24 protein-coding genes and 1 riboswitch are annotated in these 26,813 nt (G+C 45.4%); of the genes, 7 read left to right on the top strand and 17 right to left on the bottom strand.

Features of this window, described 5'->3' with window-relative positions:
* Window positions 1-14 precede the first annotated feature (14 nt).
* From ftsA to murD, 4 genes are all read right to left on the bottom strand, one after another.
* Window positions 15-1,391: a cell division protein FtsA gene (gene ftsA / locus ACHBHN_RS02175; protein WP_105110206.1), complete on the bottom strand. Its 1,377-nt coding sequence runs from the start codon at window positions 1,389-1,391 to the stop codon at window positions 15-17.
* Window positions 1,392-1,542: 151 nt separating this feature from the next.
* On the bottom strand, window positions 1,543-2,646 hold the full coding sequence (locus ACHBHN_RS02180) for a cell division protein FtsQ/DivIB (RefSeq protein ID WP_105110207.1): 1,104 nt from the start codon (window positions 2,644-2,646) through the stop codon (window positions 1,543-1,545).
* Window positions 2,630-3,718: a UDP-N-acetylglucosamine--N-acetylmuramyl-(pentapeptide) pyrophosphoryl-undecaprenol N-acetylglucosamine transferase gene (locus ACHBHN_RS02185; RefSeq protein WP_105110208.1), complete on the bottom strand. Its 1,089-nt coding sequence runs from the start codon at window positions 3,716-3,718 to the stop codon at window positions 2,630-2,632. Before ACHBHN_RS02185 ends, ACHBHN_RS02180 begins: the two co-directional genes overlap by 17 nt.
* Window positions 3,715-5,070: a UDP-N-acetylmuramoyl-L-alanine--D-glutamate ligase gene (gene murD, locus ACHBHN_RS02190; protein WP_105123493.1), complete on the bottom strand. Its 1,356-nt coding sequence runs from the start codon at window positions 5,068-5,070 to the stop codon at window positions 3,715-3,717. Before murD ends, ACHBHN_RS02185 begins: the two co-directional genes overlap by 4 nt.
* 196 nt (window positions 5,071-5,266) lie before the next feature.
* Here murD and ACHBHN_RS02195 point away from each other — a divergent pair, with 196 nt between their 5' ends.
* On the top strand, window positions 5,267-6,469 hold the full coding sequence (locus tag ACHBHN_RS02195) for a mechanosensitive ion channel (RefSeq protein ID WP_105123492.1): 1,203 nt from the start codon (window positions 5,267-5,269) through the stop codon (window positions 6,467-6,469).
* A gap of 72 nt (window positions 6,470-6,541) precedes the next feature.
* On the opposite strand, the gene ACHBHN_RS02200 is transcribed toward ACHBHN_RS02195, so the two are convergent.
* The 3 genes from ACHBHN_RS02200 to asnA form a co-directional block, all read right to left on the bottom strand.
* Window positions 6,542-6,802 carry a DUF3165 family protein gene (locus ACHBHN_RS02200; protein ID WP_105110211.1) on the bottom strand — a complete coding sequence of 87 codons (261 nt, stop codon included), beginning with the start codon at window positions 6,800-6,802 and terminating at the stop codon, window positions 6,542-6,544.
* Window positions 6,803-6,822: 20 nt separating this feature from the next.
* Window positions 6,823-8,670 carry a translational GTPase TypA gene (typA, locus tag ACHBHN_RS02205; protein ID WP_105123491.1) on the bottom strand — a complete coding sequence of 616 codons (1,848 nt, stop codon included), beginning with the start codon at window positions 8,668-8,670 and terminating at the stop codon, window positions 6,823-6,825.
* Between the two features lie 131 nt (window positions 8,671-8,801).
* Complete coding sequence (gene asnA / locus ACHBHN_RS02210; RefSeq protein WP_105123490.1) at window positions 8,802-9,794, bottom strand: aspartate--ammonia ligase; 993 nt, start codon at window positions 9,792-9,794, stop codon at window positions 8,802-8,804.
* Between the two features lie 207 nt (window positions 9,795-10,001).
* On the opposite strand from asnA, the gene ACHBHN_RS02215 reads away from it, so the two are divergent.
* The 5 genes from ACHBHN_RS02215 to ACHBHN_RS02235 all read left to right on the top strand — a co-directional run bounded on the left by ACHBHN_RS02215 (window position 10,002) and on the right by ACHBHN_RS02235 (window position 16,005).
* Window positions 10,002-11,336: a potassium transporter TrkG gene (locus ACHBHN_RS02215; protein ID WP_105160849.1), complete on the top strand. Its 1,335-nt coding sequence runs from the start codon at window positions 10,002-10,004 to the stop codon at window positions 11,334-11,336.
* Window positions 11,337-11,346: 10 nt separating this feature from the next.
* Window positions 11,347-12,012, top strand: coding sequence for a TrkA family potassium uptake protein (locus ACHBHN_RS02220; protein ID WP_172009209.1), 666 nt, complete (start codon window positions 11,347-11,349; stop codon window positions 12,010-12,012).
* 47 nt (window positions 12,013-12,059) lie between these two features.
* On the top strand, window positions 12,060-13,400 hold the full coding sequence (locus ACHBHN_RS02225; protein ID WP_105110216.1) for an MATE family efflux transporter: 1,341 nt from the start codon (window positions 12,060-12,062) through the stop codon (window positions 13,398-13,400).
* A 58-nt stretch (window positions 13,401-13,458) separates the two neighbouring features.
* Window positions 13,459-15,477, top strand: a complete 2,019-nt coding sequence (gene recG, locus ACHBHN_RS02230) for an ATP-dependent DNA helicase RecG (protein ID WP_394733561.1) — start codon at window positions 13,459-13,461, stop codon at window positions 15,475-15,477.
* Window positions 15,478-15,573: 96 nt separating this feature from the next.
* On the top strand, window positions 15,574-16,005 hold the full coding sequence (locus tag ACHBHN_RS02235) for a NusG domain II-containing protein (RefSeq protein WP_105110218.1): 432 nt from the start codon (window positions 15,574-15,576) through the stop codon (window positions 16,003-16,005).
* A gap of 30 nt (window positions 16,006-16,035) precedes the next feature.
* Here the strand turns inward: ACHBHN_RS02235 and ACHBHN_RS02240 are convergent, their stop codons facing one another.
* From ACHBHN_RS02240 to ACHBHN_RS02250, 3 genes are all read right to left on the bottom strand, one after another.
* Window positions 16,036-16,479: a SprT family protein gene (locus ACHBHN_RS02240; RefSeq protein ID WP_105123486.1), complete on the bottom strand. Its 444-nt coding sequence runs from the start codon at window positions 16,477-16,479 to the stop codon at window positions 16,036-16,038.
* Window positions 16,466-18,622, bottom strand: a complete 2,157-nt coding sequence (locus ACHBHN_RS02245; RefSeq protein ID WP_105123485.1) for a Tex family protein — start codon at window positions 18,620-18,622, stop codon at window positions 16,466-16,468. The genes ACHBHN_RS02240 and ACHBHN_RS02245 overlap by 14 nt, the downstream gene beginning before the upstream one ends.
* A 193-nt stretch (window positions 18,623-18,815) precedes the next feature.
* Window positions 18,816-19,325 carry a QueT transporter family protein gene (locus ACHBHN_RS02250; protein WP_394733172.1) on the bottom strand — a complete coding sequence of 170 codons (510 nt, stop codon included), beginning with the start codon at window positions 19,323-19,325 and terminating at the stop codon, window positions 18,816-18,818.
* Window positions 19,326-19,423, bottom strand: a riboswitch (PreQ1 riboswitch).
* A gap of 29 nt (window positions 19,424-19,452) precedes the next feature.
* Here ACHBHN_RS02250 and ACHBHN_RS02255 point away from each other — a divergent pair.
* Window positions 19,453-19,890 carry a GtrA family protein gene (locus ACHBHN_RS02255; protein WP_105110222.1) on the top strand — a complete coding sequence of 146 codons (438 nt, stop codon included), beginning with the start codon at window positions 19,453-19,455 and terminating at the stop codon, window positions 19,888-19,890.
* Between the two features lie 39 nt (window positions 19,891-19,929).
* Here ACHBHN_RS02255 and ACHBHN_RS02260 read toward each other — a convergent pair whose 3' ends face one another.
* From ACHBHN_RS02260 to metK, 7 genes are all read right to left on the bottom strand, one after another.
* Window positions 19,930-20,673, bottom strand: coding sequence for a hypothetical protein (locus ACHBHN_RS02260; protein WP_394733562.1), 744 nt, complete (start codon window positions 20,671-20,673; stop codon window positions 19,930-19,932).
* Window positions 20,674-20,766: 93 nt separating this feature from the next.
* Complete coding sequence (locus ACHBHN_RS02265) at window positions 20,767-21,690, bottom strand: YhjD/YihY/BrkB family envelope integrity protein (protein WP_172073777.1); 924 nt, start codon at window positions 21,688-21,690, stop codon at window positions 20,767-20,769.
* Between the two features lie 33 nt (window positions 21,691-21,723).
* Window positions 21,724-22,584, bottom strand: coding sequence for a methionyl aminopeptidase (locus ACHBHN_RS02270; protein WP_105123481.1), 861 nt, complete (start codon window positions 22,582-22,584; stop codon window positions 21,724-21,726).
* On the bottom strand, window positions 22,581-23,153 hold the full coding sequence (locus tag ACHBHN_RS02275) for a GNAT family N-acetyltransferase (RefSeq protein WP_105123561.1): 573 nt from the start codon (window positions 23,151-23,153) through the stop codon (window positions 22,581-22,583). The genes ACHBHN_RS02270 and ACHBHN_RS02275 overlap by 4 nt, the downstream gene beginning before the upstream one ends.
* Before the next feature lie 42 nt (window positions 23,154-23,195).
* Window positions 23,196-24,455: a UDP-N-acetylglucosamine 1-carboxyvinyltransferase gene (locus tag ACHBHN_RS02280; RefSeq protein ID WP_105110226.1), complete on the bottom strand. Its 1,260-nt coding sequence runs from the start codon at window positions 24,453-24,455 to the stop codon at window positions 23,196-23,198.
* Between the two features lie 119 nt (window positions 24,456-24,574).
* On the bottom strand, window positions 24,575-25,174 hold the full coding sequence (locus ACHBHN_RS02285) for an NAD(P)H-dependent oxidoreductase (RefSeq protein ID WP_105110231.1): 600 nt from the start codon (window positions 25,172-25,174) through the stop codon (window positions 24,575-24,577).
* 31 nt (window positions 25,175-25,205) lie between these two features.
* Window positions 25,206-26,396 (bottom strand): methionine adenosyltransferase, encoded by a 1,191-nt coding sequence (gene metK, locus ACHBHN_RS02290; RefSeq protein ID WP_394733169.1) that lies wholly within the window; start codon window positions 26,394-26,396, stop codon window positions 25,206-25,208.
* Window positions 26,397-26,813: the final 417 nt, after the last annotated feature.

Here is a 26,813-nt window from a genome sequence, read left to right on the forward strand (position 1 = left end):
TTTTCCTTCATTCATTATTCAAACATACTTCCAAAGAGACCACGGATACGATCGGTCAACTTAACTTTTGGTTCCTCGTTTTGACCATATTCTTCTTGTCCGTATGGTTTTACGGTCGTATCATATACCGGTTCATCAGCGATTTCATCTTCAAAATCTCTTACAGGCTGTTGAACTTGAACTCGACTTGTTGGTTGAATATCAACTGGTTTGATACGTAGCTGAGCCTCACCGTTTACAGCATATTGTGCAATTTTTTCCACTTCACTCAGGTGACCGACATACTCAACTAGGCTAATCACATGTGCGAAGGATGGATTACGGATACCAATTTGATTTGGTACGAAGATTTTTGTCGTTACACCAAAAACTTCTTCTGCTAATTCTTCAACACCTGGAAGAATTGCTCCACCACCGACAAGAACGATCCCGCCTGGTAATTCCAATGCTCGTGTTCTTTCCAAATCTTGTTTGATTTTATTGAAAATCTGGCGAAGACGAGCAGCAATCACTTCTGACAAGTACAATTCTGTTACTTCAACAGGCTTGCTTTCTCCAATCACTTCAACAGTGAATGTTTCTTTTTCAGTTGCATCTGCTGGATAAGCGATACCGTAGTTGTATTTAAGATTTTCAGCAATACTTTGAGATGTAGTAAGGACTTTAGAGATATCCTTGGTGATGTAGTCGCCACCTTCTTGGTAGATATTCGTGTATTGGAGCTCTTGGCCACGCATAACTGCAACAGTTGTCTGACCACCACCGAGGTCAATCACCGTAGCACCAAATTCACGTTCACCTTCATTGAGAACGGACCTTGTTAGGGCCAGAGGAGAAATCACAACATGTTCAACTTGGATTCCAGCTCTCTCAACGGTTTTACGTAGATTGTGCAAAATAGTTCTTGGACCTGTGTAGAGCATACCCCGCATCTCTAGACGGATTCCCATCATTCCACGGGGATCTTTGATTCCCTGGAAGCCATCCACCACAAATTCCTCTGGAATAAAAGAAATCACTTCTCTCTCTGGTGTGATGCTCTTGGTCAAGGCTGATTTAACAACATTTTCAACGTCCAAGTCTGTAATTTCTTGGGAATCTGTTGTGACTGGAATCATCCCTTGAGTAGGCTCGATTTGCAAAAGGTTTGCTGGCAAACCGACGTTTACCTTATCGATGCGAATCCCAGATTTTTCTTCAGCCTGTTCTAAGGCCTTTTTAATTGCTGCGGCTGCAACATCAATGTTAACGATAATCCCGTCCTTGACCCCAGCACTCTTAACGTTACTTACTCCAATAACGTTCATTTCATTATCAATATATTCCGCAACCAAGACTTTAACGGAGCTTGTACCAATATCTAATCCCGTGAAAAAGCCGTTTCTAGCCATTCTGTCAGTCCTCTCTTACTTTCATCTCATTTTAAAAAAGCATCCATTTTTTAGATAAATAGAATTATTCATCCTTAATTATACCATATAACATTCTAAAATGGCTATTTTTCATGCTTATTTCTAAAAGATTTTTTCTCATTTCCTTGCTTTATAAAGCATAACTGTAAACTCCAACTTCCATATCTATCATACTCGGCAAAATGAGCTGGCGAGCAATTTTTGGATAGTAGGGAAGCTTGATATCTAGCTCTGAAACTGGCACCAGGACGACGTTGCCATCAGCCATGGTCAAGGTCAACAAATCCTTGGTTGCTTTAGTAGGTGTCAAATCGATAGTCAGGATATTGGCGCGAATATTCTCATCAATTTCAGCTAGCTGTAAAGCCATTTTTTTCAACAATTCCCTGTCAGTTGTGTGAACCATTGTTGCATTCAGAGGCATATTTTCTTCCTCAGTAGGAACCTCTGAAACCTCGCCACTAGATAAGATGGAGTAAAATTGATTATTCTCTGTGATAAAACCAAGCTCTTTATATTCTTCTAATTCTAGCAAAAAGCGATTAGGCAGCTGGAATTGAACAGATACGTCCTTGATTAGATTACTTCTGTTGACGATATTCTTGGTGTAGGATTTTCGGTTGAGAAGGACAGATAGGACATAGTCCTTTTCATGGATATTACTGTACTCTTTTACCAATTCTTCCGAAATATGCTCATTTCCTTTTACCTGAATATCTTTCAATTTACCAAAAGGGCTAATCAGATAGGCAGAAGAGAGAATGATGAGGAGCCCAGCTAAATAAAGCGGAATAGATTTAAGGAGGGCATCCTTAGGAATTCTAGCTTCTGTTTTCTTACTCTTTTCTCCTGCTTTTTTTCGTCCAAATGGAAAGAAAGACCTTTTTGAAACAGGTGTTACTTCAGTCTCTGTCTGGTCTTCTGCCTGCTTGATTTCCTCTTCCTGGATTTGTTGGTGCTCTTTGAACTTTTCCTTCCAGTTCCTGAAAAATTCGCTGGCTTCATCTGGATCCAAGTCTTCCAATGCTATAGGTTCAGCATCGGTCTCTTCATCCTCAGAAGAACTTTCCTCATCGCCTTCTACATGCGAATGTTCATCAGCTCGCTCTATATCACTTTGCTCTTCTGAAAAGGACTCAGATTCTACCTCCTGGTCTTCAGTTTCCTCCATCTCTTGGACCTCTACAAGTTTTTCGTTTTCATCAGAAATCAGTTGTTCATCTTTGTGGCCCATTGGCACCTCCACCCTCAATATCTGACATCAAAATAGCATAGAAACTATCTACCGACTGGATTTCATTGGAGTTTTCCATTTGTGTGACAAATTGGTCTTTATTGGTCAACAAATAACCCACTTCATCAAAAAGTGACTCCAGCGTCAAAAATTCTTCATCCAATTTTCGTGAATAGCCCTTATTGACCGCATAATTGGCATTCTCAATCTGGTCTCCTCGACTGGCCTTTAATCCAAGCGGGACAATCAGATGCAGCTTTTTCATGGCAATCAACTCAAAGAGGGTATTGGAGCCACCACGGGTCACTACCACATCCGCCAAATCCATCAAGGGCTGATAGAGCTCCGTCACATAGTCCACACGATAGAGGTGCTGTTCCAGACTGTTGAGACTGCTATCTCCAGTCAGATTGATAATGTTAAATCGCTCGGTCAAGGCCGATTTATGCTGACTAATCAGGTCATTAAAAACCTTGGCACCACCCGAACCACCAACAAAAAGTAACGTTGGCAGCTCTTTATCAAACTGTTTCAGAATTTCCGGCAGTTGAATAGGGGTGACTTTCTTCTTGGTCTGACCTACCTTGGTCACTGCCCCCACATGTTTAACCTTTGTCAGTGACAGTGGTTGCTCAAAAGTGCTATACATGGTTGTAGCGAATTTATAGGCAATGCGATTGGCCAGTCCCATAGACAAATCTGATTCGTGAATGTAAACTGGCACGCCGAGAGCCTTGGCAGCAATGACAGGCGGAACGGATACAAAACCACCTTTTGAAAAGAGGGCTTGAGGACGGATTTTGCCAATAATCACTAAGGATTGGACAATCCCCCAGGCAACCTTAAAGACGTCCAGCATATTCTGCCAGCTAAAGTAACGGCGCAGTTTACCTGTGGCAATGGAATGGAAGGTCACGTCCAGACCAGACTGGCTAATCTGTTCATGCTCAATCCCTTTTTCATCTCCAATATAGTGAACTTCCCAGCCTTCTTCCAAAAAACGCGGGATTAGGAGGAGGTTGAGAGTCACATGACCGACTGTTCCCCCACCCGTAAATACGATTTTTTTCATTTGTTTTTCAACTCCTCAAAGGTGTCGAGGAAAACATCCCCTCGAACTTCAAAATTGGCATACATATCCCAGCTTGCATTGGCAGGACTAAGGAGAACGACGTCTCCTGCTTGAGCCAATTCAAAGGCCTTGCGAGTGGCATCAGCAATATCTGTCGCTGAAATGGTATCCACTCCCGCTTTGTCTGCAGCCCGCTGGACTCTCTCAGCAGATTGACCGAGAATCACTATCTGTTTCAATCCAACTAAATCTGGCACCAAGTCATCAAATTCATTGCCACGATCCAAACCACCGGCAATCAAAATGACCTTGCTATTGTCAAAACCTGATAGAGCTTTTTGGGTAGCTAATATATTAGTAGATTTACTGTCATTGTAGAAGGAAATATCGTTGATCGTTCCTACAAATTGCAAGCGATGTTTGACACCACCAAAGGCAGCCAAACTTTCCTGGATAGACTGATTCGCCACACCCAGTAACTTGGCAACCGCAATCGTCGCCAGGGCATTTTCAACATTGTGCGAGCCGGGAACACCAATCTGATCAGCATCCATGATATATTCACCCTTGAAATACAGCTTGCCTTCTGCCAAATAAGCCCCATCTACCACCTCTAGCGTAGAAAAAGGCACCACGGTCGCTAAAGTCTGAGCAGCCAAATCCTTGGCTTCCTGCTGATTAAAATTCAGCACAATAAAATCGTCAGCCGTCATCTGACGCTGAATCATCCATTTTGCAGCAACATAGGCATCAAAGGTCCCATGGTAATCAATATGGCTGGCAATCAAGTTGGTAATCACAGCAATGTGTGGTCGGAAGGACTCCGTCCCCATAAGCTGGAAGGAAGACAATTCCATGACCAAGGTGTCCTCTTCTGTCGCTGTTTGAGCCACTGATGAGGCTGGATAACCGATATTCCCACACAGTTTAGCAGATGTATCGCCAGCATTGAGAACTTCCGCAATCATGGTCGTAGTCGTAGTCTTGCCATTTGAACCTGTGATACCCACTATCGGCGCTTCTGAAATCAAATAGGCCAGCTCCACCTCTGTCCAAACTGGAATCCCTTTTTTCAAGGCCTTCTCTACCATAGGATTTTGATAATGAATACCTGGATTTTTCACCATGAGGGCAAATTCTTCATCCAATAATTCTAGGGGGTGGCTGCCACAGATGACACGAATCCCCTCTTCCAGGAGAGATTGAGCTGTGGGATTATCCTCAAACGGCTTGCCGTCATTGACTGTAACAATGGCACCGAGCTGGTGGAGCAAGCGAGCTGCCGACTCGCCTGACTTAGCCAGTCCCAGAACCAGGACCTTTTTATTTTTGACACTATCAATTTGTTTCATCTTACAATTCCTATCTCTCAACTTTCTAACACTTTATTTTACCTTGAAAGCCCGGCTTTTTCAAGCCATAGCAACAAGCTAACGCCTCCTATACTACCTTTTATCCCACAAAAAGCAGACTGTAAAGCGTTTTCTTTGCACCCTACCTATAAAAATGTTAGACTAAAATAGAAATATATTTTTAAGGAGTATCTATATGTCTAATATTTTCGATACACTCTTCCTGCCCTTGGTTTCGGCCTTGCCAGGAGTTGTCCGCATGATCGTTCTCTTGATCATTGCCTTTGTCCTTGCAGGTCTCCTGCGTAAATTAACCCTGGCTGGTTTGAACAAGATTCAATTTGCTCAAAAATTGCAAAAATGGGGTGTCCTCAAGCCGGAAGATAATGGACAGGCCATCATTAAAAACCTCGGTCAACTGGTTTATTTCTTGGTCATTCTCTTCTTCCTGCCTTCTATCCTTTCGGGCTTGAATATCAGCAGTACTGTTGACCCGATTTCGAGCATGTTCCAAAAATTCTTTGCCTTTATTCCTAATTTGATTGCAGCTGGATTGATTCTCTTTGTAGGAACCTTCTTCTGTAACTTCATTAAGGGTCTTCTGAAAGCCTTCTTGGAGCGTCTGGAAATTGACAAATGGTACACCAAGGTTACTGGCCAAGAAAAATTGCCATTTGACACTAAACAACTCATCACTGTCTTAGCAACAGTCGTTTACGTTCTTATCTTCATTCCAATCTTGACCTTGGCCTTGGAAACTCTGGGTATCACCAGCATTTCTCAACCAATCGTCACCATTCTCAACCAGGTCATTGGCTTCCTTCCAAATATCCTGGTAGCCCTTGTCCTAGTCGCTCTTGGTAGCTTCATTGCCAAGCTCTTGGGCAACCTCTTGGAAAATCTTCTTGAAACTGCTGGTATCAATGCCTACTCTAAGTATTTGACAAACAAAGAAGATGCCAACTTCCAACTTTCCTCTATCCTGGCTCAATTGGTTCGTGGCATCATTATTGTATTCTTCTTTGTTCAAGCTATCCAAGTTCTTAACCTGCAAGTCTTTAACGCTGTTGGTACAGCCATTCTTGCCTACCTTCCGTCCCTGATTAGTGCCATTGCCATTCTTGTTTTGGCAGTCATTGGTGGCAACATTCTATCTGGTTTCTTGAGCAAGGTGACCAACAATGCCTTCCTAGCTGGCCTTGTCCGCTATGGCCTCATTGTCTTTGCAGCCTTCATGGCTCTTGACCAATTGAAATTCGCACAGAATATCGTTCAATCGACCTTCACGATTGTTCTGGGAGCCTTGGCTGTTGCCTTTGCCCTGGCCTTCGGTCTCGGTGGTCGTGACTTCGCAGCCAAACAATTGGAAAAATTAGAAAAGAAAATTGATAAAGAATAATATCTTAGCTCGACAGTAAGTCGGGCTTTTAATATAACAAAAAAGCAGGACTCTTTCCAATCCTGCTTCTTCTTATTTTCTCACTGTTTTTCGACTCGGTTTATCTAAATAATAGATGTCTCTCATGGCCCATAGGCCGATGAAGATGACGATAAATCCTACCCAAATATCTGAAGATACCTGCAAGATTTTTAGGAAGGCTAGCATTAAAAAGATGAAGAGGGCTACAACGGCAACAACTGCTACCATGAGGTTGATAGTCCCTCGTACATTATTGGGGGCTAAAAAGATATAAAAGAGCACCAATAATATTGCTAGTATCAGATAAAACATGACCATCCCCTTTGAGATTTCTATTCTTCCGTTGCTAATTTTTTCTTTTTAGCAGCCTTGTCACGCTCTGCCTTGTTCAAGACTTGCTTACGAAGACGGATTGATTCTGGCGTTACTTCCATGTACTCATCGTCGTTCAAGAATTCAAGTGATTCCTCAAGAGTCAAGATACGTGGTGTCTTGATGACTGATGTTTGATCCTTGGTTGCTGAACGAACGTTGGTCATTTGCTTAGCTGTTGTAATATTAACTGTCAAGTCATTTTCACGTGAGTTTTCACCGATGATCATACCTTCGTACACTTCAGTACCTGGGTTGACGAAGATGGTACCACGTTCTTCAATACGCATGATTGAGTAAGTCGTTGCCTTACCTTGATCGATGGAAACCAGGGCACCACGGTGGCGACCACCGATTTCACCTTGGACAACTGGCAAGTATTTGTCAAAAGTATGGTTCATGATGCCGTAACCACGAGTCATAGAAAGGAATTCCGTTGAGTAACCAATCAAACCACGGGCTGGTACAAGGAAGACCAATCGAGTTTGACCATTACCAGTTGAAATCATATCCAACATGTCACCCTTACGCTCTGAAAGAGATTGGATAACAGAACCTTGGTATTCTTCTGGTGTGTCAATTTGCACGCGCTCAAATGGCTCCATCTTCACGCCATCGATTTCCTTGATGATAACCTCTGGACGTGAAACTTGAAGCTCATAGCCTTCACGACGCATGGTTTCAATCAAGATGGACAAGTGCAATTCACCGCGCCCTGAAACAGTCCATTTGTCAGGTGAATCAGTCGCTTCTACACGGAGAGACACGTCTGTCTGCAATTCTGCCAAAAGACGCTCTTCGATTTTACGAGAAGTTACCCACTTACCTTCACGACCTGCAAATGGTGAGTTGTTGACCAAGAAAGTCATTTGAAGAGTTGGCTCATCGATACGAAGAACTGGGAGTGCTTCAACCGCATCCGTTGGCGTTACAGTTTCACCGACGAAGATGTCTTCCATACCTGAAACGGCAATCAAGTCACCTGCCTTAGCTTCTTGGATTTCCTTGCGCTCAAGGCCAAAGAAACCGAAGAGCTTAGTTACGCGGAAGTTCTTCGTTGTACCGTCGAGTTTAGAAAGGGTAACTTGGTCACCAACTTTTACCGTACCACGGAAGACACGGCCGATACCGATACGACCAACGAAGTCGTTATAATCCAAGAGCGAAACCTGGAACTGAAGTGGCTCGTCTGAATTATCAACTGGAGCTGGAATGTGCTCGATGATGGTATCGAATATTGGTGCCATTGTTTCTTCTTGGTCAGCTGGATTGTCTGACAGAGAAGATGTTCCGTTGATAGCAGATGCGTAAACAACTGGGAATTCCAACTGGTCATCATCCGCACCAAGCTCGATGAAGAGCTCAAGCACTTCGTCCACTACTTCTTCTGGACGAGCTGAAGGCTTGTCAATCTTGTTGACAACAACGATTGGTGTCAGGTTTTGTTCAAGGGCTTTTTTCAATACGAAACGAGTCTGTGGCATGGTACCTTCGTAAGCATCTACGACAAGCACAACACCGTCAACCATTTTCATGATTCGCTCAACCTCACCACCAAAGTCCGCGTGTCCTGGTGTGTCCATGATGTTGATACGAGTACCGTTATAAGCTACAGCAGTGTTTTTAGCAAGGATAGTAATCCCACGCTCTTTTTCGATGTCGTTTGAGTCCATGGCACGCTCGTCTAACTGCGTACGCTCATCAAGGGTTTGTGACTGCTTCAAAAGCTCATCAACGAGGGTTGTTTTTCCGTGGTCAACGTGGGCAATAATAGCAACGTTACGGATGTCTTCTCTAAGTTTTGTCATATTATCCTCTAAATCATTTAATGTAACTAAAAAAGTATATCACAGTTTGGCGCAAAAATCACAGATAATCATGTTGTAAATGTTTTCAATGAGTCAATGAAAGCGAAAGAAAAGAGATTGTCACCAATCTCTTACAAAATATTTTCAAATCTATCTCGGACTTCTTGTGGCCAGACGCTGGATTGAACCTCACCGATATGTTTTTTACGAAGGAGAAACATGGCCAGACGCGATTGTCCAATACCACCACCGATAGATAGCGGAAACTGGCCGTCCAAGAGAGCACGGTGCCAATCATAGGCCAAACGAGCCTCATCGCCGGTAATAGCTACTTGGCGTTTGAGAGCATCTTGGTCCACCCGAATGCCCATTGAGGACAATTCAAAGGCAGAACCTAGAGCTTCATTCCAGACCAAAATATCTCCGTTGAGACCCTTGTAAGAACCTTCTGACGGTGTCGTCCAGTCATCGTAGTCAGGTGCGCGACCATCATGTGGCTTGCCATCGGCCAATTCACCACCGATACCGATGAGGAAAACAGCACCGTATTCTTTGGCAACAACATTCTCACGTTCCTTAGGTGTCAAATCAGGAAAATTCTTGACCAAATCTTCTGTGTGGATAAAGGTTATTTTCTTGGGCAGGACAGACTCAATATCGTAACGCGCCTCAACTGCCAACTCCGTCAGGCGGATGGCCTTGTAAATCTGCTCAACTGTTTCCTTCAGATAGGCCAGATTTCTCCGACCAGCTGGAATAACCTTTTCCCAATCCCACTGGTCTACATAGACCGAGTGGATGGCATCCAAATCCTCTTCATCCGGGCGGAGAGCCTTCATGTGGACAAAGAGTCCCTCGCCTTCATTGAAACCGAAACGAGCCAAGGTATGACGCTTCCATTTTGCAAGGGAATGCACTACCTCGTAGGTCGCATCTGGAATCAGTTTGACATTAACGGTAACGGCATTTTCCACGCCAGACAAATTATCCTGCATACCATCCCCGACACGACTCAAAATCGGTCCCTGCACTTCAACGATTTCCAGCTTGTCTTTCAAATACTGGGTAAATGTATTCTTGACGAAAGAAATCTCCTCTTGCTGATGAATGAAATTTTTCTTCATACCTAAACCTCCTAATTTTTTCTATACTCCCTATTATACCCATTTTCATGGACTTGTAAAGGATTTTATTAAATATTCTGAAAATTTAATGAATTATTTCTTCCAAAATGCTGGTTCTTCTGCTTTCTCGCCACTTCTTTCCTTACTTTTTGGAAAAATTATGCTAAAATGGCTTCATATTTTATAGAATAGAATGGGGCTTTGAAAATGAAATTTTCACCTAGTCAACGGATTATCGCCAGTTTCCTAGCTGTAATTCTGGTTGGCTCATTTTTGCTCAGTTTACCAATTGCTCAAAAGGCTAGCTCTACTGCTAGCTACCTGGACCATTTGTTTACTACGGTATCCATGGTCTGCGTGACGGGGTTATTTACCAAGCCTGTGGCTGAAACCTACAACATGTTTGGACAATTGATTTGTATGGTCCTGATTCAAATCGGCGGATTGAGCTTAATTAGTTTTATCGGTCTCTTCTCCCTTCGAGGAGGACGGAAATTGAGTTTTGTCAATGCTTCTACCTTACAGGAGGCCCTGTCGCGAACGGACACCAAGCATTTTTCCAGCTTTATCAAATCTGTCTTTGCCTTTACCTTTGCCAGTGAGGCCCTGGGCGCCTTCTTCCTGGCCTTTCAATTTGTTCCAGAATACGGCTGGAAGGACGGTCTATTTTCTTCTGTCTTTGTGGCTGTCTCTGCCTTCTGTAATGCTGGTTTTGATAATTTAGGGGCCAGCAGCATCGTCCAGTACGCTGAAAATCCCCTCATCAATCTAACCTTGGCTGCTCTGATTATCATGGGAGGATTGGGATTTTCCGTCTGGTTTGACTTACGTTCTCAAATAGGCAAGAAATTCCACCACAGAAAACTCCATTTCCATACCAAGGTAGTGCTGGCTCTGACTGTACTCATTCTTGCAGCGGGGACAGTCTTAACCTTTATCACAGAATACAATAATCCTGCCACTATTGGCTCCATGTCGCTGGGCAACAAACTATTGACCAGCTTTTTCCAAACGGTGACCATGCGGACAGCAGGCTTTGCCAGTATTGATTATACCAAGGCCGAACCTATCACCCTCCTCCTCTATATCTTCCAAATGATGCTGGGAGGAGCCCCTGGTGGTACGGCAGGAGGTATTAAAATCACAGCCTTCCTGACGCTTTTACTCTATGCACGCAGCGAAATTCTGGGGCTTCCCCATACTAATTTCAACCACCATACCATTGACCATCTGACCATCCGCAAGGCATTTGCAACCTTCATCGTCTTTACGTCTGTCTTTATCTTAGGCTTGGCTGGACTCAGTGTGACAGATGCTAAGCAACCTTTGATTTTCCTCATGTTTGAGGTCATGTCAGCCCTGGCAACGGTCGGTGTGACCGCCAATTTAACCCCCTTCCTCAGTTTGGCTGGAAAAGTTATCATCATGTTCCTGATGTTCTTTGGCAGAATCGGCCCTATCTACATTCTAGTCAGTCTATCTAGTCACAGACCTGACAAGAAGGATAAATTACAATATGCAAAATCAACCATGATTGTTTAAAGGAGAACCCATGTCATCATTTACTATCGGTATTTTAGGTCTAGGCGTTTTTGGTACCACTATCGCTAAGACCCTACATCCCTACAACTGCAACATTATCGCCGTCGATAATCATGAAAATCAAATCAACCAATTGGAGCCCATCCTGTCCCGCGGTATTGTCGGAGATATCACTGATAAATCCCTCTTGCGGGCCGCAGGTATTGACAGCTGTGATACCGTCGTCGTCGCAACAGGTGACAATCTGGAGTCTAGCGTCCTAGCCGTCCTCCACTGTAAGGCACTGGGTGTTCCAAAGGTCATCGCAAAGGTGAAGAGCAAGACCGCTAAAGAGGTCCTCTTAAAAATTGGTGCTGATAAGATTATTTCACCAGAAAGAGAAACAGGCGTTTCCCTGGCCAAGCACCTCCTCCACCGCAATACGACGGACCTAGTCCAGCTGGATGGTAACGTGTCCATCGTTGAGTTTCACCCCCCTAAAAAATGGCTGGGCAAGACTTTGGCAGAGTTGCAACTGCGTCAGAACTACAAGATGAACATTATCGGCTACCGCCTCAAAACCACCAAGGAACTCAATATCCAGTTATCGCCTGACTATGTTTTCAATGAAGACGAGGTCGTTATGGCTGTAACGGACCACAACACGGTCGATCATTTTGAAGAGTTCACAGGATAAGGTGACAAATTTTGACTGATTTATCATTCATATTTTAAGGAGATTATATGAACGATTTGACCAAGGGGAAACCCTTAACTGTTATTTTACAATTTGCTATCCCTCTCTTGATCGGCTCTTTTTTCCAGTTAACCTACAATTTTGCTGACAGCATGATTGTTGGCCATACCCTTGGGACCACGGCCTTTGCAAGTGTAGGAGCCACTGTTGGACTGACATTTTTGATTCTAGGCTTTGCCCAAGGCTTAACTAATGGCCTCACCATTATTAGTGCCCAACGCTTTGGTGCAGGGGACTTGATTGGCCTCAAGAAAAGCTTTGTTCACGGACTTTTCTATGCTGCCATCGTTAGTTTGGTACTGACGACGGTCTCCCTTCTCTTTCTCCGCCCAACCCTGGAACTCATGCAGACGCCTGCTGATATCATCGAGCACGCCCACGACTTCCTTCTAGCTATCTATGGCGGAATGACCTTTACCATCTTTTATAACTATTTGTCCAGTGCCATCCGTAGTCTGGGAGATTCGCGAACTCCGCTTATCGCCCTCATCATCGCCTGCATCATCAATATCGGCCTTGACTTTTTCTTTATTTTAACCATGAAATGGGGCGTCTTCGGAGCTGGCTTTGCAACAGTCTTGGCCCAGGCCTTCTCCGTTATCTTCCTCATCATTTACATCAAGAGAAAAATTCCCCATTACCACTTAAAACCAGGCGATTTGAAACTTGAAAAAGAGGAGTTAATCAAACATGCCAATATTGGCTTTCCAATGGGATTACAGGCCAGCGTTATTGCCATTGGCTCCTTGACCTTCCAGGTCATGATGAACCAGTTGGGAACCGATGCCATCGCTGCCCAATCTATTGCCCTACGGACGGACCAATTGGCCATGTTGCCCATGGTGAATCTGGGACTGGCTATCTCAACCTTTACGGCCCAAAACTATGGTGCTAAACTATATGACCGCATTTTGGAAGGGGTCAAAAAGACCCTCTATATCAGTTTGGCCTGGTCTATCTTGTTCGCTCTTGTTCTTATCTGGGGAAATCGGTTCTTCTCAGGTCTCTTCATCGCAGACGCCAGCGAGACCGTTCTTGACTTAGCACTGGCCTACTACATTATCAATGCCTCCTGTTATTGGATTGTGGCCAGCCTCTTTATCCTTAGGAGCTTCATCCAGGGGCTGGGAAATGGTGCCGTACCTATGCTGGCTGGTTTCGGAGAATTGATCATGCGGGCTCTCGTGGCCATTGTTGGCCTCCACTATTTTGGCTTCAATGGCGTTGCGGCCGCTAATCCTGCAGCCTGGATTGGCAGCATTCTCGTCCTCATACCTAGTAGCCTGATTTACAGAAAACGGCTTAAACAAGCCATGGCAAACACCTAGTTCGACACTGGGTGTTTTTGTTTTGGGAAATTGGTCAAACTTTTGCTATAATACAAGCATGAAACACTTGAAGGACCCGCTGTCTGTCTTGCCTGGAATTGGACCCAAGTCAGCAGAGAAATTTACAAAACTAGACCTCTATAGCGTGGAAGATGTCCTGTGCTACTATCCCTTCCGCTACGAAGATTACGAGACAAAGTCCATCTTAGAGCTTATGGACGGCGAAAAGGCCGTGATTATGGGGCAGGTCGTCACTCCAGCCAATGTGCAATATTATGGCTTCAAACGCAACCGCCTTCGTTTTTCTATCAAGCAGGACCAGGTGGTGGTATCCGTTTCTTTTTTCAATCAACCCTATTTGGCCGACAAGGTGGAAGTAGGACAAGATATAGTCATTTGGGGTAAATGGGATAAAGCCAAGGCTAGCTTGACGGGAATGAAAATCTTGTCCCAGCAAGCAGATGATTTGCAGCCTGTCTATCATGTCGCTCAAGGAATTAGTCAGACCCAGCTGGTCAAACTGGTCAAGTCCGCCGTGGACCTAGGCTATTTAGACCTCCTGACTGAGAATCTCCCCAGCCCTATACTGGAACGCTACAAGCTCATGGGACGGATCGACGCTGTTCGGGCCATGCATTTCCCAGAAGACTTAGACCAGTATAGACAAGCCCTGCGCCGTATTAAATTTGAAGAACTCTTCTATTTCCAGCTACAGCTCCAGCAACTCAAGGCGCAAAACCGTGACCAATCTAAGGGACTAGCCATTCCATTTAACCAACTAGCTGTCCAGCAAGCCATCCAGGCCCTCCCCTTCTCTCTGACCCAGGCTCAGAATCAGGTCCTGGAGGATATCTTAGAAGATATGAAATCCAGTCGCCACATGAATCGGCTGCTGCAAGGTGATGTCGGTTCCGGAAAAACGGTTGTGGCAGGCTTGGCCATCTACGCCACTCACACAGCTGGCTTTCAATCTGCCCTCATGGTTCCAACGGAAATTCTAGCCGAGCAACATTATCAAAGCCTACAGGGACTCTTTCCCAACTTGTCCATAGCCCTGTTAACCGGTAAAATGAAGGCTGCCCCTAGACGGGCCGCGCTCAAGGCTATCGAGGAAAATCAGGTCGACTTGATCGTCGGGACCCATGCTTTGATTCAGGATGCAGTCACTTATCATAAATTAGGCTTAGTCATCACAGACGAACAACACCGGTTTGGGGTCAAGCAACGAAAACTCCTCCGTCAAAAAGGGAGCAATCCAGATGTTCTCATGATGACGGCTACACCGATTCCAAGGACATTAGCCATCACAGCCTTTGGCGATATGGACGTCTCCATCATCAACCAACTTCCAGCCGGACGAAAACCCATTATCACGCGCTGGGTCAAACACCAGCAGCTACCAGTTGTACTGGATTGGATGACAAAGGAGCTAAAAAAAGAAAGCCAGGTCTACTTCGTTTCTCCCTTGATTGAGGAATCCGAAGCCCTGGACTTGAAAAATGCGGTTGCCTTAACGGAGGAATTGAGGGACTATTTCGGCTCGAAGACCACAATTGACCTCCTGCATGGTAAGATGTCCTCCGAGGAAAAGGATAGTATCATGCAGGCTTTCAAGGAAAGAAAAACAGATATCCTGGTCTCAACAACGGTTATCGAGGTTGGTGTCAATGTTCCCAATGCCAGCATTATGGTTATCATGGATGCGGATCGTTTTGGTCTCAGCCAGCTCCACCAGCTGAGGGGCCGGGTGGGTCGGGGAGACAAGCAATCCTACGCCATCCTGGTCGCCAATCCCAAAACCGAGTCCGGCAAGGAACGGATGAAACTGATGACAGAAACTACGGACGGATTTGTCCTATCCGAAGCAGACCTGAAAATGCGGGGCTCTGGTGAGATCTTTGGTACCCGCCAATCCGGTCTGCCAGAATTTCAGGTTGCCAATATCATTGATGACTATCCTATCCTAGAAGAAGCTAGGCGCCTGGCTAGCCAAATTACCGCTGAAGCCAACTGGCAAGAAAACCCAAGCTGGAGTATCCTAGCCCAACACCTGGATATGAAAAATGAGTTGGATTAGGCATCATCAAGTCAGCTACTCAGTTATAAAGCTGTCCCCCAGAATAAAATCAATCCAGCAATTTACAAAGCTGGATTTTTTCTATACAATAGAGCTATGACGTTCAAGACTATTCTCAAGCAGCTAAAACTATTCGACTACCTGCTCATCGGACTGGCCCTGGTTCTGTCCTTCACACCTGCTATCCTCACCTATGCAGAGCTATCAGAGCAGGGACAAGAAGCAAAAATCATTGCTTATGTCCGCATCAACGGCGAGGTCGTGGATGAATTTGAACTAGCTGCCGATACCAAACACCAGGAAATCACCTATTATCCCAATCCTGGCCAATACAATATCATCGAAGTCGACGGTCAGAGTATCCGGGTCAAGGAAGACAATAGCCCGGATCAGATTGCCGTCATGACAGGCTGGATTAGCAAACCCGGTCAACTCTCCGTCTGCCTGCCCCACAACCTCATGATTGAAATCAAGGCCGTTGGGGGCGAACCTACAGAGGAAGAGGAAGAATTGATTTTACCCCTATAAAAAGAAAAACGAATCGTGATGACGAAACTATCATGATTCGTTTTTTAGCTGTTTTAGCATCCCCCTGCACTTGCCGCACCTGTATTTCTTGAGGTCAATCCTGCGCTTTCTCATGTAGACTTGACCACAGGCCGTGCAACTGTAGCGGGGATTTGGTTTCTGTGCTTGTGCCAATTTAGGTGCATAACGAAGTCCATCGACAGCCTGTAATAGTTCTTGAAAATCCCTATCCCCGTGGCGATAGCCCTTTTTCTCAAAATAGAGATGGTAATGGCAGAGCTCGTGGCGGACAATCTGCCTAAAGACCTCCAAACCAAACTCTTCCAGATGCTTGGGATTGAAATCCAAGTGCCCATCCTGCGGGAAAAAGCGTCCGCCTGTCGAGCGCAGACGGCGATTCCAGATGGCTACATGACGAAATTCCTTGCCGAAGTCCTCTCTGGATACCAGCTCTACGTACTTAGTCAAGTCCATGAGGTTTCAAGAGGCTCAGACCGATACGGTTGCGTTTTATATCTACTTCTGTCACCCAGACAGTGACAATTTCGCCGACCGCAAGGATTTCACTCGGGTGAGGTTGCGCCATAAGACGACCTTTGCCGTCACGCTTACGTTTGACCATGCGGGAAATGTGAATAAGCCCATCTTCATGGACACCAATATCGACAAAGGCACCGAAGTCCACAATGTTACGGACCGTTCCCTGCAATTCTTGACCGACTTTCAAGTCTTTGACATCCAAGACATCCTGACGCAAAACAGGGGCCTCGAAATCATCCCGTAAATCCCGCCCCGGTTTGAGCAAGTCTGCGATAATATCTTTCAGTGTTTCCTGACCGATGCCCAAGGTTTCAGCCATGTCCGCAACTGACACCGTCGCTAATTTTTCCTGCGCAGCAGAGTCCAAGTGGTCGATAGCTAGATGAGCAAGCAAGTTCTCGACAGCCTTGTAAGACTCGGGATGCACGCCAGTATTATCCAAAAGATTAGTGCCGTTAGGAATACGCAAGAAGCCAGCCGCCTGCTCGAAAGCCTTATCGCCCAAACGCGGCACCTTTTTGAGCTCTTGACGGGTGGTCAGAGCGCCATGCTCCTCGCGGTACTTGACGATATTCTCCGAAATGGTCTTGTTGAGACCAGCCACATGGGCAAGGAGGGCGGGACTAGCCGTATTGACATTGACACCGACTTGGTTGACCACCGTATCGACGACAAAATCCAGACTCTCGGACAGAAGTTTCTGATTAACATCGTGCTGGTACTGGCCGACACCTATGGACTTCGGGTCAATCTTGACCAGCTCAGCCAGCGGGTCTTGGAGCCTGCGGGCGATGGAAATAGCAGAGCGTTTTTCGACAGTTAGGTCTGGAAATTCCTGACGGGCCAGTTCGGAGGCAGAGTAGACTGAGGCTCCGCTTTCATTGACGATGACGTAGGAGACCTGTGGGAAGTCCTTGAGCAAATCAGCAACGAAGCTTTCTGATTCGCGGCTGGCCGTACCGTTTCCGATGGCAATGATTTCGACTTGGTATTGACCAATCAGATTCGCCAAATCCTGCTTGGCTTGGGCAATCTGAGCATGTGAGGCCGGCTTGACGGGGTGAATAACCTGTGTCGTCAGGAGTTTTCCTGTCTGGTCAACGACCGCTAGTTTTGCCCCTGTACGAAAGGCAGGGTCAAAGCCGAGGACTACCTTGCCCTTCAGGGGTGAAACCAAAAGCAGGTTGCGGAGGTTTTTCGAGAAGAGTTGGATGGCCCCTTCTTCCGCCTGCTCAGTCAATTCCGTACGAATACGGCGCTCCATAGCTGGGATAATCTTCTTTTTCAGGGCCTGACTGATAACTTCTTGAATATAGGCATTTTGCTGCGGAAAGCGCAATTCAAAAAAGCGGATCATCTTGTCCAGATTGTGCTGGAAACCGACCTTGAGAATGCCTAATTTTTCACCGCGGTTGATGGCAAGAGTCTGATAGCCTTGCATCTTCGCAATTTTCTCGGCAAATTCATAGTAGATTTCAAAGACAGCCTTCTCATCGCTGTCCTGGTCCTTGACTTCTGATATAAGTCTGGAATTGGTCAGGATTTCATGGTAGACCCAAGAACGGAGTTTGGCGTCCTCAGCCAGAGCTTCCACGAGAATGTCCACTGCACCGACCAAGCAAGCGGTCGGCGTATCGAAGCCTTCAGTGACAAAGCTTGCCGCCTGAGTTTCTAAGTCTGCACCATACTGCAAAATCAAGCGTGCCAGTGGAAAGAGACCAGCCTCACGCGCCACCGTCGCCTTGGTCCGACGTTTTTCCTTATATGGCAGGTACAACTCTTCAACGTCCGCCAACTTTTCAGCCTCTTCAATGGCCTGACGGAGCTGGTCAGTCAGCTTGCCCTGCTCTTCAATTTTGGTCAGAACCGTCGCCTTGCGGTCAGCCAAAGCCGTCAAAGCCTTATCTCGGTCAATAATAGCCTTGATAAGAACCTCGTCCAAATTACCCGTTGCTTCCTTGCGGTAACGAGCGATGAAGGGGATGGTATTGCCCTCAGCTGTCAGGGTCAATACCGTATCAATCTGTTTCAAACTTACACCCAATTCTTGGGCAATCTTCATGTATTTTTCTTCCATAAGCTCTATTATACCATGAAAAAAGACCTGAACAGCTCAAAAAGAGAGCCAAAGATCCGGTCTGCGGAGCAATTTTTATTGCTATAGTCCAGAAAATCCTATTGTCTTTGATTAACTAAATGAGCTCATTCTATCTTACATGCAAAAAGAGCCTGGACTTCAGTCCAGACCCTGCTCACATTAACTCGTTCTGTTACAAATTCAATCGCTTAGCCAATTTATCCATAATGACTGCCCCGACCAAGAGCGAAACCAATTCCCCAGCCGCTGTTGTCAACCAGGTAAGGAAAAATGGCAAATCGTACAAGAACTTTAGCTCTAAAGCAATGGTAAACATGGTAAATGAGAAAAACAAGGAAAAATAGAGGAAAGCCTTATTGATCAAACCATTGAAAAGATATTGGTCCTTGTATTTTGAAAATAATTTCACACCAAGTGTCACGAAGATAAGGGTTGAAAAACCACCAACAAATAGATCAATGACCCCAAAGCCAATCAGATTGGCAATCATGCAACCGATGGTCACTCCGATGATGTATTTAGGATTATAAAAGGCTAGAAAATTCAGCATTTCTGAAATCCGAAATTGAACGGCACCGAAGGATATAGCATTCAAGGGTGGTGTGAGGGTCAAAGCCACATAAATGGCCGCAACGATAGCAATCTCTGCCAGATCTCTGACAGAAAAGGTAGATGTCTTCATAAAAAATTCTCCTTTAGCGGGTTGACCGCCTGAAATATGCTTGGGTAAAGTGAGCAAGTCCCAAGGGTTGTATTTACAACGTTTTCCAGTATAGCATAATTTTCAAAAAAATGATAGACTAGTTCTTATGAAAAAACTAGTAAAAACATTCTTAGAAAATGAAGTCATCCTCTATCTAATCGCAGGCGTCGCCGCAACCCTGGTCTATATCATCACGCGAACCAGCCTCTTTTACATCTGGCCCAACATTTTAATGGTCACTCTGATTGCCAACACAGTTGCCATTCTCTTTGCCTTTTGGACCAATGACCGCTATGTCTTCAAGCAGGAAAAAAATGGTTGGCAGGGACGGCTAGTCAAATTTATCGGTGCCCGTATTTCTACCCTGGTCCTCGATATGGCTCTAGCCTATTTCCTAGTCGAAAAATTCCCTCACATCATCGGACAATTTGTTCAACAGGACATTCAAAAAGTCAATGCTATCGCAACTGCTCTTTCGCAGGTCTTGGTCATCGTCCTCAACTATGTCCTTAGTAAATTATTTATTTTTAAAAATACAAAATAGGTTTGGCGGGTCCAAACCTATTTGCTTTAAGTATCTAATTTATACATTCAAAAACTCTTCAAAAGTCAAAACAGCAATGAGCTTGGGTTGGTTGCTGCCATCCGGCTTGAATACCAGGGTCGTCCCTGCTGGAATATAGTAGCCATAGGCCTTGTCAAACTTGCCCTGGTGGGTAAATAAAATCGTTGATTTTCCAGCTTCAGGGACTTGAATGGTCCGATTCCGCAAGTTTTGTAAGGATTGCTCCAATTCCTGATCGTCAGAAAAATTCAAGGACCCTGTCAAATCTCGATTGATTTCCAAATTATCCCCGAATGCAGCCTGGGCATGCTGCCAGACGAAGTAATATTCAGAAGTAAGGATATGGTCAGCTTCTACCCCTAAATCCCGGTATTTTTGCCCATAGAGTCCCATCTTTTCTACGCTAGAATCAGAAATCCGCTGGCCATCATCGATAACCTGACCTTGTAGATTCTCCGGAACTGCTGTCCGCTCTCCGCCAGCCCCTGTATAGCGAAAAACAAAAACATAGCCTCCGTCTGACAGATTCTGACCCAAATTTGCAAGATTGACTACACTCGCAATATCCAAGGGTGTGGGATCAGCCTCTAATGCTTGCTTTGAAGGCAATTGACTAGAAGTTTCAGCTGTTCCACTGCTTGAAGTCCCAGTAACAGTAGCTTCAGAATCTGATGATTGTGCAGAATTCTGACCTTGACTAAGCCCGCAGGCTACAAGGATCAAACTGAACAAGGATAAAAATAAAATTCGGCTAAATTTCATATCAACCTCCTGTATCCAACTTTTTTTATAACTGTATCACTAATTATTCATAAAATCCAGAAAAACGCACCAAAAAAGACCAACTCTCGCTGGTCATGTACTCTGCTTTCTTGTAAAAAATCTTTTCAGGGCCTTCCAGGTTTCTTTCATATCTCCCGACCGCTGTTCAAATTCGCCCTCCTGTCTGCTCTGGACAGTGGCATTGAGAACTGCTCCCACTATGAGAAGATGGCTCAAGAGAATGAACCAAATCATGACAACCAGAAAGACCAAACTAGTCACCAGGCGGACATCGACCATCTTATCTGCCGAACGCTGAACATAGGTCGCTAACATATTCCCCAGACTAATAAAGACTCCCAGAACAAAAGCAGGTCCTGGCAAAACATAGCGTAGCTTGGGAATTTTTACATTAGGTAAAACATAGTAAAACATAATCAAACTAACCGCCAGGGCTAGATAAGCAATCCACTGGACCTGGCTAAAAATCCCCAGCAACCAATCATTGGCAATACCCAGATTGGACCGGATAAATTGGACAATGGCTTGGCCAAAGGTCAAGAGCGTAATGGACAAAATGAGAATGGTTTGGAGACCAAGCCCCATCAAGACACCTACAATCCGTGCAAGAATTACATTGCGGTGGTCTGTGACACCGTAGGCCTTGTTGACCGCCTTTTGCAAAATCATCATGCTCTTAGAGACCGTCCAGAGCGTTGTCATAATTGAAATTCCTAGCCAAGAGGAGGAACGTTGGGTCAGGAGCAACCGCACCGTTGGCAAAACTGTCCCAGAAAACTGACTTGGAATAAATTCTTTGAGAATGACCAGGATTTCTTCCACATCAAAGGGAAAGTAGGGCAGAAGATTAGCCAGAGTCAGCAAAATGGGAAAGCCTGAAATCAGCAAATAATAGGCCACTGCCACGCTGGTCAAATCCACCTCTGCTGATCGATAAAAAGAAAAGAAGGACCCGAAAAAGGACTTGACCTTCTCAAAAAGTGTTTCCTCCTTCATCTTCTGTCCTCCTTTTTTATAGCATGAGTCTGTTTAATAAGTTCCCTCTTCGCCTTGACTGGTCAAGATAACAGGACCATCTTTGGTGATGACAAATTGGTGCTCGTATTGGCAAGATAAACCGCCATCCAAAGTTTTATGAGCCCAACCTGTTTTCATATCGGTGTCAATTTCCCAAGTACCTGTATTGATCATAGGCTCGATGGTCAAGACCATACCTTCGCGTAAACGGAGACCACGGCCTTTAATTCCGTAGTGAGGCACCATTGGTTCTTCGTGGAAGGTTGGACCAACCCCGTGACCAACCAAGTCACGGACTACACCGTAGCCGAGACCTTCGGCATATTCTTGAATCGCTGCGCCAATATCACCAATCCGATTGCCAACAACAGCCTGCTCCATTCCACGATAGAGACATTCTTTAGTCACTTCCATCAGCTTAGTCACTTCTTCGGACACCTGACCAACTGCGTAAGCCCAGCAAGAATCCGCCACACCACCGCGATAGCTTTGGGTGATTTTCTTCATGGCTGCTACATCGTTAAAATTGAGTTTTGACACATCGATAACTGATTTGTCCAATGGCTCACTCAGAACCATGTCCACCTTGAGCAAATCGCCTTCTTTGAGTTTGTAATGACGCGGAAAGGCATGAGCCACCTCGTCATTAAGACCACAACAAGTGGCATAAGGATAGTCCATGATTTCGCCATCTACACCGATTTGAAGGGGCAAAACATTCTTTTCCTTACAAGTCTTTCGGACATATTCTTCGACTTCCCACATGTCTACGCCCGGCTTAATCAGCTCACGCAATCCGATATGCACTCCAGCCAAGACGTCTCCTGCACGATTCATGGCATCAATTTCACGCTGTGATTTAATGGTAATCATTGGTTCTCCTCATTGATTTCTAATCTAAAGTCTGCTTTTTTCAAGCTAAATTTCAGGTAGTCCCGCGTCTTGTGACTATAACGGTCACTCCCTCGATAGTGGTCAACCTGCACAAAGCCAGCCTTTCTGGCCACAGCCTGACTAGCAGCATTTTCCAGATGGGTGATGATGGTCAGCTCACGCAAGCCCAATTCATAAAAGGCCAAAAAGACTAGGTTGCGCACGGCCTCTGTCATCAGACCCTGCCTCCATTTTTCTTTTTTAAGGAAATAGCTGAGCTCCGCAGTCAGCTTGCTCTCGTCCATTTTTTCAAAACAGAGCGCACCGATTAGCTGCTGGGAAACCTTGTCCACCAAAGCCCAGTTGCCCAAGGGTTGGCGCATAAATTTCTCCACCATGGTCGCTACTGCCAAGTTCTTGTCGGGCAAAGCCGGAAAAATGAAAGGCATCTTTTCTGGCTTAGAAACCATCTGGTAAAAATCATCCCCATCTTCGTAGCGAAAAGGCCGTAAGATGAGGCGTTCTGTTTCAAATCTGGCAGTCGCTGCCAAGCCCATCCATATAGTCATCATCTATCTTGAGAGGCTGGAATGACTTCCAGCCTCCTTCTTTTATTCTTCTACTAGCTGGATGTCCGCACCCAGTTCTGTTAGTTTTTCGATAATATTGGAATAGCCCCGAAGGATAAATTCAATATTGGTGATTTCTGTCCGCCCTTGTGCCATCAAACCAGCGATGACCATGGCCGCACCTGCACGTAAATCCGTTGCTTTAACAGGCGCTCCAACCAAATTGTTTGGACCTTCAAAGGCAATGTGATTGCTGCGGGTCATGATTTTGGCACCCATATTTGACAATTCCTGAACATGTCCGACACGTTTTTCATAGATTGTATCGGTAATTGTCCCAGTCCCCTCTGCCTTGAGCAAGAGTGGGGTAATGGGTTGCTGCAAATCCGTCGCAAAGCCTGGGTAAGGCGCTGTTTTTATGCTGACTGCCTTAAGCTGCTCCTGTTTTTCAACAAAGATGCTATCCTCAGAAACAGTCATCCTAACGCCCATTTCCTCCAATTTGGCAATGAAACTTTCCAAGTGTTCGTAGAGCACATTGTCAATGCGGATACCTTCCCCAACTGCTGCTGCAAGTGCGATATAGGAACCTGCTTCAATCCGGTCAGGAATGACTTGGTGACGGGTACCATTCAAACGGTCAACACCTTCGATGGTAATGATGTCTGTACCAGCACCGCGAATATGGGCTCCCATGTTGTTCAAAAGAGTTGCTACGTCAATGATTTCTGGCTCACGCGCCGCATTTTCGATAACTGTCCGCCCTTCAGCCTTGACAGCCGCCAAAATGGTATTGATAGTCGCGCCAACACTGACAACATCCATAAAGATATGAGCCCCACGGATACGAGAACCATCCGTCGCCAAACGCATATACTCGCCCTCGTAGGTCGTTTCAGCGCCCATAGCAGCAAATGCTTTCAGATGCAAATCAATGGGACGAGGCCCCAGGTCACAACCACCTGGTAGACCGACCACTGCCCGTCCAAAACGACCTAACAGCGAACCGTAGAAATAATAAGAGGCCCGCAGACTATTGATTTTCCCGAAAGGCATGGGCATATCTTGCACACCACGCGGGTCAATCTCAAGAGTTTCGCCGTCACGTTTGACCGTTGCCCCCATAGTCTCCATAATATCAATCAAACTATCTACATCGGAAATAGCTGGCACACCATCCAGAGTTACAATCCCATCCGATAAAATAATGGCTGGAATCAATGCTACAACAGAGTTCTTAGCACCACTGACTGTAACAGTCCCTTTTAAAGGTTTCCCGCCTTGAATTACAATTTTTCTCATACTAGAATTTCTCATTTCTAACTTTGCCCAAAAAGGCATACGTTTTATTTTACCACAAGCTTAGTGAAAATGCTAGTTATTTGAAATGAAAAGGGTAGCCCTTGCAGGCCCCCTTTGCTTTAATCGAATATTTTCTGGATACGCTCTTCTGCATCTTGCAAGTAGACTTCCAATTCATCCCGTGTCAAATAAGGCACACGGCCATAAAAAACATGGCCAAGAACTTGGGCGTCATTGCTATTGAAGAGCCAATCAGAGGTCAAAAACTTCATGGCTTGGTCAATCGGTGTCAAGCTGCCATCTGTATTCTGCGGTTGCCCTGTTGGAGTAAAGAACATGGCTTTTTTCGTGGAAAATAGCTGGCGCGGTTCATCAGATTCAAAGCTGTAGGCAAATCCATGCTGAAAAACACGGTCAACGTAGCCTTTCATGATAGCCGGCATCCCATTCCACCAAGACGGAAAAATGTAAACCAGCAAATCACTCTCCGCAATCAAGTCCATCTCAACTTGAACATCAGCTGGATAGGCAGCTGCATCGCGAACAAACTGACCATTTTCAATATGGATGGCATCCTCTCCACGCAATACAGGATCAAAACCCAGCGCATACAAATCACGCACAGTCACTTCTATCCCATTTTTGCGTAAAGCCTGCTCAACCCGCGCCACCAAGGCATGGGTAAAACTTTCTTTTCGAGGATGGGCAAATACAATCAGGGCTTTTTTCATCACAAGACCTCCCTATCAACTAGGCCAAAGCCTCTTTCAAAGCATCCACCTTATCCAGTCGTTCCCACGGAAGGTCAATGTCTGTCCGTCCCATGTGTCCATAAGCCGCCGTCTGCTTATAAATCGGACGCTTGAGGTCTAACATTTGGATAATTCCCGCTGGGCGCAGGTCGAAAATCTGACGCACAGCCGCCTCTAATTTGCTTTCAGAAACAGTGCTGGTGCCAAAGGTATCAATACGGACAGAAACAGGCTGGGCCACACCGATAGCATAGGCTAGCTGGACTTCTGCCTTCTTGGCAAATCCTGCCGCGACAATATTTTTGGCAATATAACGGGCTGCATAGGATGCTGAACGGTCAACCTTGGTCGCATCTTTACCAGAAAAGGCACCCCCACCATGACGAGCAAAACCGCCATAGGTATCCACAATGATTTTACGACCAGTCAAACCAGAGTCACCTTGCGGACCACCGATCACAAAGCGCCCTGTAGGATTGATAAAGAACTTAGTTTGATCATCCAGATAATTTGCCGGAATAATCGCTTTAACGACCTGCTCAATCACATCTTGACGAATTTGTTCTTGACTGATTTCTGGGTCGTGCTGGGTCGAAATAACTACTGTATCAACACGAACAGGCTGATTATTTTCATCATACTCAACAGTTACTTGAGACTTGGCATCTGGACGAAGATAAGCAATTTCGCCTGATTTTCTCAACTCTGCCAAGCGACGAACCAACTGATGACTCAGTGAAATTGGCAAAGGCATGAGTTCCGGCGTTTCATCTACCGCAAAACCAAACATGAGCCCTTGGTCACCTGCCCCAATCAAATCGAGTGGATCTTGACTGGCATCTTGACGTGCCTCCAAGGCTTCATTAACCCCTTGCGCAATATCCGGTGATTGCTCCACCAATGACGGGTGCACCCCGACTGATTCTGCAGCAAAACCGTATTCGCCCTTGGTATAGCCAATCTCAGCAATGGTATCGCGCACCACGCGGTTAATGTCCACATAGGCTGTGGTCGAAATTTCGCCAAACACATGGACAGAACCTGTGTAAACAGCTGTCTCTGCTGCCACGTGGGCATCTGGATCCTGGGCTAAAATAGCATCCAAAATAGCATCTGAAATCTGGTCAGCAATCTTATCCGGATGCCCCTCCGAAACTGACTCAGACGTAAACAACTTACGTTCTGACATAAAAATGTCCCCCTTTTAAATAAATCTTGTTTGCTAAGAATTTCTGTTTTCCGATAGTTTCCTGAAGTGGTGCAGGCCGAAAGCGATCTCCTGCGGAGTTCCATTTCTTTTTGGCAAACCTAAGTCTTGCCAAGCCCTAGTCATAGAATGTAAACATTCTATGACTTTCAACACGGCGGAAACTATCCCCTTGCGACTTCGTCGCATATTCAACGAAATTTTCTTAGCGGGTTACGACACGAATCCGAGAAAATCGATATTATTTTCTTGGAGAAGTTAGTAAGCCGCTTAGGAAGACCGCAGGATAGTGGCTTCCGTAGAAAATACGGAGCTTGCGACAGAAATTTTCTTAGCGGGTTACGACACGAATCCGAGAAAATCGATATTATTTTCTTGGAGAAGTTAGTAAGCCGCTTA

This window comes from Streptococcus sp. A22, from assembly GCF_043674215.1.
GTDB classification, from domain to species: domain Bacteria; phylum Bacillota; class Bacilli; order Lactobacillales; family Streptococcaceae; genus Streptococcus; species Streptococcus suis_V.